Origin of the sequence: Pseudomonas sp. YNh, from assembly GCF_037993085.1 — a bacterium.
Taxonomy (GTDB): domain Bacteria; phylum Pseudomonadota; class Gammaproteobacteria; order Pseudomonadales; family Pseudomonadaceae; genus Aquipseudomonas; species Aquipseudomonas putida.
On sequence record NZ_JBBMRJ010000008.1, the window covers coordinates 125919 to 138642 of the forward strand.

Annotated in this window: 10 protein-coding genes; 5 read left to right on the top strand and 5 right to left on the bottom strand. The window is 61.9% G+C overall.

Annotated features, from left to right (window positions below; all coding sequences use genetic code 11):
- Positions 1 to 11: 11 nt before the first annotated feature.
- Together lolA and WF331_RS10880 are read right to left on the bottom strand one after the other, a co-directional pair.
- Positions 12 to 635 carry an outer membrane lipoprotein chaperone LolA gene (gene lolA, locus WF331_RS10875; RefSeq protein WP_041167665.1) on the bottom strand — a complete coding sequence of 208 codons (624 nt, stop codon included), beginning with the start codon at positions 633 to 635 and terminating at the stop codon, positions 12 to 14.
- Positions 636 to 697: 62 nt separating this feature from the next.
- Positions 698 to 3244 (bottom strand): DNA translocase FtsK, encoded by a 2547-nt coding sequence (locus WF331_RS10880; protein ID WP_371321160.1) that lies wholly within the window; start codon positions 3242 to 3244, stop codon positions 698 to 700.
- Between the two features lie 382 nt (positions 3245 to 3626).
- Between WF331_RS10880 and aat the strand changes: the two genes are divergently transcribed.
- From aat to infA, 3 genes are all read left to right on the top strand, one after another.
- Entirely contained in the window at positions 3627 to 4307 is a 681-nt protein-coding gene (gene aat / locus WF331_RS10885; protein WP_016498856.1) for a leucyl/phenylalanyl-tRNA--protein transferase, read from the top strand.
- A 56-nt stretch (positions 4308 to 4363) separates the two neighbouring features.
- Complete coding sequence (locus tag WF331_RS10890; RefSeq protein ID WP_028613329.1) at positions 4364 to 5071, top strand: arginyltransferase; 708 nt, start codon at positions 4364 to 4366, stop codon at positions 5069 to 5071.
- 101 nt (positions 5072 to 5172) lie between these two features.
- Positions 5173 to 5391 carry a translation initiation factor IF-1 gene (gene infA / locus WF331_RS10895; protein WP_002553999.1) on the top strand — a complete coding sequence of 73 codons (219 nt, stop codon included), beginning with the start codon at positions 5173 to 5175 and terminating at the stop codon, positions 5389 to 5391.
- A gap of 172 nt (positions 5392 to 5563) precedes the next feature.
- Here the strand turns inward: infA and clpA are convergent, their stop codons facing one another.
- Both clpA and clpS read right to left on the bottom strand, forming a co-directional pair.
- The gene (clpA, locus tag WF331_RS10900) at positions 5564 to 7834 is read right to left on the bottom strand and encodes an ATP-dependent Clp protease ATP-binding subunit ClpA (RefSeq protein WP_016498854.1); all 2271 of its coding nucleotides are present in this window, start codon (positions 7832 to 7834) and stop codon (positions 5564 to 5566) included.
- Positions 7835 to 7864: 30 nt separating this feature from the next.
- Positions 7865 to 8227 (bottom strand): ATP-dependent Clp protease adapter ClpS, encoded by a 363-nt coding sequence (clpS, locus tag WF331_RS10905; RefSeq protein WP_016488124.1) that lies wholly within the window; start codon positions 8225 to 8227, stop codon positions 7865 to 7867.
- Between the two features lie 230 nt (positions 8228 to 8457).
- Between clpS and cspD the strand changes: the two genes are divergently transcribed.
- Positions 8458 to 8724, top strand: a complete 267-nt coding sequence (gene cspD / locus WF331_RS10910) for a cold shock domain-containing protein CspD (protein ID WP_016498853.1) — start codon at positions 8458 to 8460, stop codon at positions 8722 to 8724.
- Positions 8725 to 8794: 70 nt separating this feature from the next.
- Here cspD and icd read toward each other — a convergent pair whose 3' ends face one another.
- Complete coding sequence (icd, locus tag WF331_RS10915) at positions 8795 to 10051, bottom strand: NADP-dependent isocitrate dehydrogenase (RefSeq protein WP_016498852.1); 1257 nt, start codon at positions 10049 to 10051, stop codon at positions 8795 to 8797.
- Between the two features lie 412 nt (positions 10052 to 10463).
- Between icd and WF331_RS10920 the strand changes: the two genes are divergently transcribed.
- Positions 10464 to 12689, top strand: a complete 2226-nt coding sequence (locus tag WF331_RS10920) for an NADP-dependent isocitrate dehydrogenase (RefSeq protein ID WP_016498851.1) — start codon at positions 10464 to 10466, stop codon at positions 12687 to 12689.
- Positions 12690 to 12724 lie beyond the last annotated feature (35 nt).

A 12724-nucleotide genomic window follows, 5' to 3' on the forward strand; every position in this document is an offset into this window, starting at 1 on the left:
ACGAGCTCCGGTTACTCCTTGATCACGTCAGCACCTTTGGGGATGTCGAACTTGAACTTGCTGTCCGGCACCGCCTGGTTGGCCTTGACGCCATTGAACAGGATGTTGGTACGCTGGCCGACGCTGTCGACCAGTTGCATGTCATTGATCAGGCCCTTGCGGAACGACACGCGCAGCGAGTCGAACAGGGTGTCCTTGGTCTTCGGCTTGAGGGTGAAGTCCATGACTTCGCCCTGCTCTTTCGAGGCGATGTCGAAACTCTGGCTGATTTTCGACACGTCGCCGGACAGTAGCAGTGCCGGGGTCTGGTTCAGGCGCACGTCGAGCTTCTTGACGGTAGCCTGTTCCAGGTCCGGGTCCCACAGGGTAACCATCTTGCCATCAGACACCACCACCTGCTCCTGTGGCGCATTGGTGTGCCAGTAGAACAGGCCCGGGCGCTTGACGATCATCTGGCCAGCAGTCTCCTGCAGGCTGGTGCCGTCGGCCCCCAAGGTCAGCTGGGAAAAGTTCGCCTCGATGGTCTGCGACTTTTCCAGCAGCTGGGTCAGGCGTTGTACATCTTGCTCACCGGCAAAAGCCGAAACGCTGCCCAGAGCAAGGGCAGAAACCAACAGCATGCGAATCGCGCGCATGGTAATCCTCATTGAGCATTGAAAAGGCCGGGCGCCATCGTTGGCGCCCGGCAAGGTGTTCATCAGTCGCGCGGGCCGCCCGGGGCAATCACTTCCCGCGAGCCGTTGCTGTTCATCGGGGTGACCACGCCAGCCATTTCCATGGCTTCGATCATGCGGGCGGCGCGGTTGTAGCCAATCTTCAGCTTGCGTTGCACGGCCGAGATCGACGCGCGGCGGCTTTCCAGCACGAATTGCACGGCCTCATCATACAGCGCGTCGCTTTCCGAATCATCGCCATCGCCACCACCGCCGCCGCCTTCAAAGCCGCTGCCGGCCTCTTCCACGCCGTTGAGGATGTCGTCGTTGTAGTCCGGCGCGCCGCGCAGCTTCCACGCTTCCACTACGCGGTGCACTTCGTCGTCGGAGACGAACGCACCGTGCACGCGGATCGGCAGGCTGGTACCCGGCGGCATGTACAGCATGTCACCGTGGCCCAGCAGCTGCTCGGCGCCACCTTGGTCGATGATGGTGCGCGAGTCGATCTTGCTCGACACCTGGAACGCCATGCGGGTCGGGATGTTGGCCTTGATCAGGCCGGTGATCACGTCCACCGACGGGCGCTGGGTGGCAAGAATCAGGTGGATACCGGCCGCCCGCGCTTTCTGGGCGATACGGGCAATCAGCTCTTCGACCTTCTTGCCGACGATCATCATCATGTCGGCGAATTCGTCGACCACCACCACGATGGTCGGCAGGGTTTTCAGCGCAGGCGGCACGTCGTCCATGCTCTCGCGGCGGAACAGCGGGTCATGGATGACCTCGCCGGCTTCCTCGGCATCCTTGATCTTGCGGTTGAAGCCGCCCAGGTTACGCACGCCCATGGCCGCCATGAGCTTGTAGCGCCGTTCCATCTCGGCCACGCTCCAGCGCAGGGCGTTGGCGGCGTCCTTCATGTCGGTGACCACCGGGCACAGCAAATGCGGGATGCCTTCGTAGATCGACAGTTCGAGCATTTTCGGGTCGATCATGATCAACCGGGCGTCTTCCGGGCCGGATTTGAACAGGATCGACAGGATCATCGCGTTCACACCCACCGACTTACCGGAGCCGGTGGTACCAGCCACCAGCAGGTGCGGCATCTTGGCCAGGTCGGTGATGACCGGCTTGCCGCCGATGTCGTGGCCCAGGGCCAGGGTGACCGGCGATTTCTGCTCGTCGAACTGGGGCGTGGCCAGCACTTCGGAGAAGCGCACCATCTGCCGGTTTTCGTTGGGGATCTCGATACCCACGGTGGTCTTGCCAGGAATGACCTCCACCACCCGCACGCTGGTCACAGCCAGCGAACGCGCCAGGTCCTTGGCCAGGTTGGCGATGCGGCTGACTTTCACCCCAGCGGCCGGCTGAATTTCATAGCGGGTAATCACCGGGCCGGGGTGGATCGAGTCCACCGCCACTTCCACGCCGAATTCCTTGAGCTTGATTTCCAGCAACTGGCCGACACTGGCCAGGGATTCTGGCGAGTACTCGATCTTTTTCTGCTCTGCCGGGTCGAGAATGGAGATCGACGGCAGGGTGCCTTCGATGGCGCTGTCGACGAAGAGCGGCGCCTGCTTCTCTTTCATCACGCGCTTGCTCGGCTCAGGCGCCTTGGCCGCTGCCGGTGGCACGATGGTCGGGCCCGCAGGCTGCTCGCGGGGCACCAGGGCTTCACGCGCCACTACCGGCTCGCGCGGCACCACGGGCTCACGAGCAAGGGTCGGTTCGCGCTGCACAACAGGCTGGGCGGGCGCTTCTTCACGCTTGAAGATACGCTCGCGCAACGCCGGCTTGGCAGGCTCGCGCTTGTCGGCGGCCGTCGGCGGTGCCTTGAAGACTGGCTCGTCCTCACGCAGCTGCGCCTCCAGGCGTTTGCGCTCATTGCGCGCCTCCCACCAGCGGTTGGCGGCGCCCTGCACCAACTCGAACAGGTCGAGGGTGATCTTGCCGGTCAGGTCCATCACCTTGAACCACGACAAATCGGTGAACACGGTCAGGCCGAACAGGAACAGGGCAATGAACATCAGCGTACTGCCCTGCACGTTCAGCAGGTTGCGCGCCAGCTCGCCAAGGCTCTCGCCCAGCGCGCCACCCGCGGAAAACGGCATGCTCGCCGGCGGATGGAAGTGGATATGCGCCAGCGCTGCACCGGACAGCACCAGGAACACCAGGCCGATCAATCGCCAGGAGAACAGCCAGCCGCTCCAGTCCCACGGCTGATGGCGCTCACGGAAGATCTGCCAGGTCTTGACCGCCAGCAACAGCGGGAAGATGTAGGCGAAGTAACCCAGCACCATGAACAGGATGTCGGCGAAGTAGGCACCGGCCCGCCCGGCGGCGTTCTGCACCTGGTCGACGTTGCTGGTGTGGCTGAAGCCCGGGTCGGAGGTGTCGTAGGTCAGCAGCGCCATCCACAGGTACAGGCACAGGGCGCCGATCGCGATCAACGCACCTTCCTTGAGGCGGTAATGCAGCTGCTGCCGCCACAGGGGCACAGGCAGAGGAGCTGGGGTTGCGGTGGATTTCTTCAAAACGCGTCTATTCCTGCGCGTGGTGCGCGTCCAATAGTGATCGGCCGGCTGTGCGGCCAATGAACCACTACTTTTAACATTACTGCCCGCCAGCCGCCATGGCGGCACGCCGCATGGGGGTTTGCCGGGGGCGACTTTCACATGGCTGCAATTTGAGCATGCATTTTCTTTTGTGACAAAGGCTTATGCTGTGTTTTTGCACAGGTGTGACAGCAAATGTAGCGGATGGTGCCTGCGGTTTCATGAATGTGCAGGAAATTGCCTGATTTCCTGGCCTGTGCCGGCCTCTTCGCGGGCTCGCCCGCTCCCACAGGCCTGCGCAAGCCTGAAGACCGTGGGGTTTCTGTGGGAGCGGGCGTGCCCGCGAAGCAGCCAAAGAGATTGACCCTGCTTTTCACCCGCGCCATGCTGCCCTCTCCCCTCCCCCACCGCACGATAGACCATGCTCACCTGGCTGACCCGCGACTCGCTGACCTTCCCGCCCCTGGAAAAGGCCCTGCACGACCCCAACGGGCTGCTTGCCGCTGGCGGCGACCTGAGCCCCGAGCGCCTGGTGCAGGCCTACCGCCATGGCTGCTTCCCGTGGTACCAGGACGGCCAGCCGATCCTGTGGTGGTCACCCGACCCGCGCACGGTGCTGCTGCCCGGCCAACTTCACGTTTCACGGTCGCTGGCCAAGCTGATGCGCCAGGGTCGCTACCAGGTCAGCTTCGACACCGACTTTGCCGCCGTCATCGCTGCCTGCGCCGCACCACGCGACTACGCCGACGGCACCTGGATCACCGACACCATGCGCAACGCCTACTGCGAACTGCACCGCCGTGGCATCGCGCATTCGGTGGAGGTACGCCAGGACGGCGAGCTGGTTGGCGGCCTGTACGGCCTGGCCATGGGCCAGCTGTTTTTCGGCGAATCAATGTTCAGCCGGGCCGACAACGCCTCCAAGGTTGGCTTCGTGACCTTGGTCAACCACCTGCGCGAAGCCGGTTTCGTGCTGATCGACTGCCAGATGCCCACTAACCACCTCCACAGCCTGGGCGCCCACGCCATCAGCCGCGCCGAGTTCGCCGGCTACCTGGCACGCCACCTCGACCAACCCAACAGCGCAACGTGGGTTGCCTAGGCGAGTTGCCATAGCTGGCTTACACTTAAAACAAAGTCTCACCGAAGGGGTTGATCATGACAGAGTTGGCGCGGTTGAAGTTTTATGCCACTCAGCCCCACTCCTGCAGCTACCTGCCTGACGAGCAGGCGACCACGCTGTTCCTCGACCCCAGCCAGCCGATGGACGTGAACGTGTACGCCGATCTGTCGGAAATGGGCTTTCGGCGCAGTGGCGACCACCTGTACCGCCCCCACTGCCAGAACTGCAACGCCTGTGTGCCGGCGCGCATCCCGGCGGCGCGCTTCATTCCCAACCGCCAGCAACGACGCATTCTCAAGCGCAACGCCGACCTGACCGTGAGCGCTGCGCGCCCGACGTTCAAGGAAGAATACTTCGAGTTGTACCGGCGCTATATCGAAACGCGCCACGCCGACGGTGACATGTACCCGCCCAGCCGCGACCAGTTTTCTACCTTTCTGGTGCGCGACCTGCCGTTCTGCTGGTTCTACGAGTTCCGCCTGGAAGGCCGTTTGCTGGCGGTGGCAGTGTGCGACCTGCTGCCCAATGGCCTGTCGGCGGTGTATACCTTCTACGAGCCGGACGAGGAGCGACGCAGCCTTGGCCGCTTCGCGATCCTGTGGCAGATCACCGAGGCCGTGCGCCAGGACCTGGAAGCGGTTTACCTGGGCTACTGGATCAAGAACTGCAAGAAAATGAACTACAAGACGCAGTATCGGCCCATCGAGTTGCTGATAAACCAGCGCTGGGTCACCCTCAACTGAAAGCATTGGCTTGACACGCAGATTTCCGGCATAATCGGCGCCACTTTTTTGCCCGGTGCGGATATGCGTCGGGCTAACACTGGATCCGAGGGCTCAACTGCATGTCGAAAGAAGACAGCTTCGAAATGGAAGGTACTGTCGTCGACACCCTGCCCAACACCATGTTCCGCGTGGAGTTGGAAAACGGGCACGTCGTAACCGCGCACATCTCCGGAAAGATGCGCAAAAACTACATCCGTATTCTCACTGGCGACAAGGTCCGCGTCGAGCTGACGCCGTACGACCTGAGCAAGGGCCGCATCACTTACCGTGCGCGCTAAGCTCCAGCCATGAAAAAGCCCGGCCATGTGCCGGGCTTTTTTGTGGCTTCATGATTGCAGTATTGCGTCGCCTTCTGTGGGAGCGGGCGTGCCCGCGAAGCAGACTCCGCGGTGCATGGCACCGGCTTCGCCGGTGTTCGCGGGCACGCCCGCTCCCACAGGGGCCCCGCTATCAGGCAACCTCAGCCGTGGTCTCGAAGTCGAACACCAGTTCGTCATCGCGCAGGTCGATGTGCACCACACCGCCATGCTCGGCCAGTTCACCAAACAGGATCTCCTCGGCCAGCGGCCGTTTGATCTTGTCCTGGATCAACCGCGCCATCGGCCGCGCACCCATCTGCACGTCGTAGCCCGACGCCGCCAGCCAGCCGCGTGCCTCATCGCTGACTTCCAGCAGCACACGCTTGTCCTCCAGCTGCGCCTGCAGTTCGATAAGGAACTTGTCGACGATGCTTTTGATCGTTTCGTGGCTCAGGCGGCCGAACTGGATGATGGTGTCCAGGCGGTTGCGGAACTCTGGCGTGAAGCTCTTGCGGATGACTTCCATGGCATCGGACGCATGGTCCTGATGGGTGAAGCCGATCGAGGCCCGTGCCGCGGTTTCCGCGCCAGCGTTGGTGGTCATGATCAGGATCACGTTACGGAAGTCGGCCTTGCGCCCGTTGTTGTCGGTCAGGGTCCCGTGGTCCATCACCTGCAGCAGCAAGTTGAAGACTTCCGGGTGGGCCTTCTCGATTTCATCGAGCAGCAATACGCAATGCGGTTGCTTGGTAATCGCCTCGGTCAGCAAACCACCCTGGTCAAAGCCAACGTAACCAGGAGGCGCACCGATCAGGCGCGACACGGTGTGGCGCTCCATGTACTCGGACATGTCGAAACGCACCAGCTCCACGCCCAGCGCCTTGGCCAGCTGCCGCGCCGCTTCCGTCTTGCCGACGCCGGTAGGGCCAGCGAACAGGAACGAACCGACAGGCTTGTCTGGCGACTTGAGGCCAGCGCGGGACAGCTTGATGGCGGTAGACAGCGAATCGATGGCCTGGTCCTGACCGAACACGGTCAGTTTCAGGTCACGCTCGAGGTTACGCAGCAACTCCTTGTCGGAACTGCTGACATGTTTCGGCGGAATTCGCGCGATCTTGGCGACGATATCCTCGACCTGCGGCACGTCGATGCGCTTGACGCGGTTGGCCTCCGGTTGCAGGCGCTGGTAGGCACCGGCTTCGTCGATCACGTCGATGGCCTTGTCCGGCATGTGCCGGTCATTGATGTAACGCGAGGCCAGTTCGGCGGCGGCGCGCAGGGCTTCGTCGCTGTATTCGATATTGTGGTGGCTTTCGAAGCGCCCCTTCAGGCCGCGCAGAATACCCACGGTGTCTTCGACCGACGGCTCGCTGACATCCACCTTCTGGAAACGCCGTGCCAGGGCACGATCCTTCTCGAAGATGCCGCGGAACTCCTGGAAGGTGGTCGAGCCAATGCAACGGATCTCACCCGACGACAGCAACGGCTTGAGCAGGTTGGAGGCATCCATCACCCCGCCTGACGCCGCACCGGCACCGATGATGGTGTGGATTTCGTCGATGAACAGGATCGCCTGCGGGCGTTTGCGCAGCTCACCGAGCAGCGCCTTGAAGCGCTTCTCGAAGTCGCCGCGGTACTTGGTACCGGCCAGCAGTGCGCCAAGGTCGAGGGAGTACACGACACTCTGCGCCAGCAGGTCGGGCACCTGGCCATCGACAATGCGCTTGGCCAGGCCTTCGGCGATGGCCGTCTTGCCCACGCCAGCCTCACCCACCAGCAGCGGGTTGTTCTTGCGCCGACGGGCAAGGATTTGCGCCACCCGCTCAACTTCCTGCTCGCGGCCTACCAACGGGTCGATACGGCCGGCACGGGCCAGTTCGTTCAAGTTGCTGGCATAGGCGTCCAGCGGGTTGCTCGAAGAGGAGGCTTCACCGCCCTCATCGTCCTGCATTTCCTGGTCGCTGTCAGACTGCGAGCCATGCCCCGGCACCTTGGAGATGCCATGGGCGATGTAGTTGACCACGTCGATGCGGGCCACGCTCTGCTGCTTGAGCAGGAACACGGCCTGGCTTTCCTGTTCGCTGAAGATCGCCACCAGCACGTTGGCGCCGGTCACTTCGCGCTTGCCAGAGCTTTGCACGTGGAACACGGCACGCTGCAGTACGCGCTGGAAGCCCAGGGTCGGCTGGGTTTCACGGTCTTCATCGTTGACAGGAATCAACGGCGTGGTGGAATCGATGAACTCTTGCAGGTCGTGCTTGAGCTTGTCGAGATTGGCGCCACAGGCGCGCAGAACGGTCGCGGCAGCCTCATTGTCAAGGAGTGCCAGCAGCAGATGTTCGACGGTCATGAACTCATGACGTTTCGAACGGGCCTCCTTGAAGGCCAGATTGAGGGTGACTTCGAGCTCGCGGTTTAACATAGCTTCACCTCATACCCAAGTGGTCGGCGATTAACCGTCCTTCTCGATTTCACAGAGTAGCGGATGCTGGCTTTCCCTGGCGTATTGGTTGACCTGCATAGCCTTTGTTTCGGCGATGTCACGGGTAAACAATCCGCACACTGCCCGCCCTTCTGTATGGACGGTCAGCATGATCTTGGTCGCCAGCTCGCGGTTCAGACTGAAGAACGTCTCGAGCACTTCGACGACGAAATCCATTGGCGTGTAGTCATCGTTGAACAAAACCACCTTGTACATCGGTGGCGCCTGCAGGATCGGCTTGGCTTCCTGGACTGCAAGACCCGAGCCGTCGTCCTCATTCGTTTGCGGGCGATCCTGATTGAATGTTAGTCGAATCTCACTAGGTGCATGCATGGAAAGAATTTCATCATGAGCGTCAGGTTAAGGTTGTGGGTTGACGGCATAGGCCACGGCCGGCGCAGGCGCCGGGCGACCTTGACTATCGGCAAAACGGTGTTACAACCAATAAGAACCCACCGTGGTCGATAAAGATCCGCGCAGTCAACCAGATTTTTCGCAAGGTTCGTATGCGGATGAAGTGGATGATACTCCAGTGATGGAGTCCTTTGCAGAGGGACATAGGGATGGCAAGCGGTAAAGTCAAGTGGTTCAACAATGCCAAGGGCTATGGATTCATCAATGAGGAAGGTAAATCCGATGACCTGTTCGCCCATTATTCGGCCATCCGGATGGACGGATACAAAACCCTCAAGGCAGGCCAGTCCGTAGTATTCGACATCGTGCAGGGCCCCAAAGGTTTGCACGCCGTCGAAATCAAGGACGCTGCGGTGGCCGCGGCAGAGCCCGACAGAACCCTGGGCGAGCCGCAGAGCGAAACTGCCAAAGCCTGACTGCCTGCGCTGCGCCGGTATACGAAACAACCGGCCGCTTCTTTACAGGAGCGGCCGGTTTTATATTGCCTTACATATGCTTGATCATTTCGTCGCCAAAGCCTGAACTGCTCACGAGCGTGGCGCCGTCCATCAGGCGCTCGAAGTCGTAGGTCACGGTCTTGGCCGCAATGGCGCCGTTGGTGCCCTTGATGATCAGGTCGGCCGCCTCGGTCCAGCCCATGTGCCGGAGCATCATCTCTGCCGAGAGGATCACCGAGCCCGGGTTTACCTTGTCCTGCCCGGCATACTTGGGCGCGGTGCCATGGGTAGCCTCGAACATGGCCACGGTGTCGGACAGGTTGGCGCCCGGCGCAATGCCGATACCCCCCACTTCCGCCGCCAGCGCATCGGACAGGTAGTCACCGTTGAGGTTGAGGGTGGCGATCACGTCGTACTCGGCCGGGCGCAGCAAGATCTGTTGCAGCATGGCGTCGGCGATGGCGTCCTTGACGATGACTTCACGGCCGCTTTTCGGGTTCTTGAACTTCATCCACGGGCCGCCATCGAGCAGTTCGGCACCAAACTCGTCACGGGCCACTTCGTAACCCCAGTCCTTGAAGGCACCCTCGGTGAACTTCATGATGTTGCCCTTGTGCACCAGGGTCAGCGACTCGCGGTCGTTGTCCACCACGTACTGCAGGGCCTTGCGCACCAGGCGCTTGGTGCCCTCGCGCGATACCGGCTTGACGCCGATGCCGCAGTCCTGGTCGAAGCGGATCTTGGTGACGCCCATTTCCTCCTTGAGGAACTTGATCACCTTGTTCGCCTCAGGCGAGCCGGCCTTCCACTCGATACCGGCATAAATGTCCTCGGAGTTCTCGCGAAAGATCACCATGTCGACATCACCGGGCTTTTTCACCGGGCTCGGCACACCCTGGAACCACAGCACCGGGCGCAGGCACACATACAGGTCCAGTTGCTGGCGCAGGGCAACGTTGAGCGAACGGATGCCACCCCCCACCGGGGTGGTCAACGGGCCCTTGATCGACACCACGTAGTCCCGCACGGCATCGAGGGTTTCCTGCGGCAACCAGGTGTCCTGGTCGTAAACCTGGGTGGCTTTTTCGCCAGCATATACCTCCATCCAGGCGATCTTGCGCTTGCCGCCGTAAGCCTTCTGCACGGCCGCATCCACCACTTTGATCATTACCGGCGAGACATCGACGCCAATCCCGTCGCCTTCGATATAAGGAATGATGGGGTTGTCAGGAACGTTGAGCGAATGGTCTGCATTGACGGTGATCTTGTTGCCGTCGGTCGGAACCTTGATTTTCTGGTATCCCATGCTTGCACTACTCCGCTGTCGGGTGTGATTGGACATCGTGCGATCCACTGAGCCTAAACCACATCTGCCGACCTGCAAGGCATGCGACAACCCGCCACATTGCAGCTACGTCTTTGGTCTTATAAATGGGCCGATATCACTTGGCCTTGCTGATTAGCCCGAATGGTTTGGTATACTCCGCCGCGACCGTAGGGTCATCGGGGCGAATCCCAGGAAAATGCGGACCGCCCTTGGCCATGAATGGCCGAAAAGCCTGGGTTGTTACCGCAGCTCAGCATTGACGCTCGACTGATGCATCCACCATCACCGCTCGCAGCCTCTCGACTTTCCGCTCATGGCGCTGCCAGGGCGATGCGCCTACCCTGCGCACCACGAGACTCGAGCACGCTCAGCACACAGAGAGTTAACCCGCATGCCCACCCGTTCCAAGATCATCTATACCTTCACCGACGAAGCCCCCGCCCTCGCCACCTACTCGCTGCTGCCGATCGTCGAAGCCTTCACCGCTTCGGCTGACATCGCCGTCGAAACTCGCGACATCTCCCTGGCCGGCCGTATCCTTGCCGCCTTCCCGGAGCAACTGGGCGCAGAGAAGCAAGTAGGCGATCACCTGGCGGAACTGGGCCAGCTGGCTACCACCCCTGAAGCCAACATCATCAAGCTGCCGAACATCAGCGCCTCGGTACCGCAGCTCAAGGCCGCGATCAAGGAACTGCAAGGCAAGGGCTTCAACATCCCTGATTACGCCGACGAGCCGGCCACCGCGGACGAGAAAGAGTCCCGTGCCCGCTACGACCGCATCAAGGGCTCCGCCGTGAACCCGGTGCTGCGCGAAGGCAACTCCGACCGCCGCGCGCCGCTGTCGGTCAAGAACTACGCCCGCAAGCACCCGCACAAGATGGGCGCCTGGGCCGCCGACTCCAAGTCGCACGTTGCCCACATGACCCAGGGCGACTTCTACGGCAGCGAGAAGGCCGCACTGATCGAAGCTGACGACAGCCTGCGTATCGAGCTGGTCGGCAAAGACGGCACCACCACCGTCCTGAAAGAAAAGACCGCCGTCAAGGCCGCCGAAATCATCGACTGCGCCACCATGAGCCGCAAGGCCCTGAAAGCCTTCATCGCCGAGCAGATCGCCGATGCCAAGGCCGCCGGCGTGCTGCTGTCGGTGCACCTGAAAGCCACCATGATGAAGGTTTCCGACCCGATCATGTTCGGCGTCATCGTCGAAGAGTTCTACAACGACGTGCTGGCCAAGCACGCCGCAGCCCTGGCCGAAGTAGGCTTCAACGCCAACAACGGTATCGGCGACCTGTACGCCCGCATCAAGGACCTGCCAGCCGAGAAGCAGGCCGAGATCGAAGCCGACATCCAGGCCCTGTACGCCCAGCGCCCGGCCCTGGCGATGGTCAACTCCGACAAAGGCATCACCAACCTGCACGTGCCGAGCGACGTCATCGTCGACGCCTCGATGCCGGCCATGATCCGTGACTCGGGCAAGATGTGGAACACCGCTGGTGAACTGCAAGACGCCAAGGCCGTGATCCCGGACCGTTGCTACGCCGGTATCTACCAGGCCACCATCGAAGACTGCAAGCAGCACGGCGCCTTCGACCCGACCACCATGGGCAGCGTGCCGAACGTTGGCCTGATGGCGCAGAAAGCCGAAGAGTACGGCTCTCACGACAAGACCTTCCAGATCAAGGCCGACGGTGTCGTGCGCGTGGTCGATGGCAAGGGCAACGTTGTGCTGGAGCAGAACGTCGAAGCCGGTGACATCTTCCGCATGTGCCAGACCAAAGACGCGCCGATCCAGGACTGGGTCAAGCTGGCCGTCAACCGTGCCCGCCTGAGCAACACCCCTGCGGTGTTCTGGCTGGACCCGGCCCGCGCCCACGACGGCGTGATGATCGAGAAGGTGCAGCAGTACCTGAAGGATCACGACACCACTGGCCTGGACATCCGTGTTCTGCCCCCGGTCGATGCCATCAAGTTCTCCCTGGCCCGCATCCGCGAAGGCAAGGACACCATCTCGGTGACCGGCAACGTGCTGCGCGACTACCTGACCGACCTGTTCCCGATCATGGAGCTGGGCACCAGCGCCAAGATGCTGTCGATCGTGCCACTGATGAACGGCGGTGGCCTGTTCGAGACCGGCGCCGGCGGTTCGGCGCCCAAGCACGTGCAGCAGCTGGTGGAAGAGAACTTCCTGCGTTGGGACTCGCTGGGTGAATTCCTGGCCCTGGCCGCTTCCCTGGAGCACCTGGGCAACACCTACGACAACCCGCGCGCCAAAGTGCTGGCCAACACCCTGGACCAGGCCACTGGCAAGTTCCTCGACACCAACAAGTCGCCTTCGCGCAAAGTTGGCGGTATCGACAACCGCGGTAGCCACTTCTACCTGACCCTGTACTGGGCCCAGGCCCTGGCCGCCCAGGCTGACGACGCTGCCCTGCAGGCACGCTTCGCCCCGCTGGCAAAAACCCTGGCCGAGAACGAGGAGACCATCGTCGCCGAGCTCAACGCCGTCCAGGGCAAGCCAGCCGACATCGGTGGCTACTACGCCCCGGATGCCGAGCTGACCGCCAAGGTGATGCGCCCAAGCCAGACCCTGAACAGCGCCATTGCTGCCCTGTAAGGTTCGCTTGAAGTAACAGCACAAACCCCGGCCAC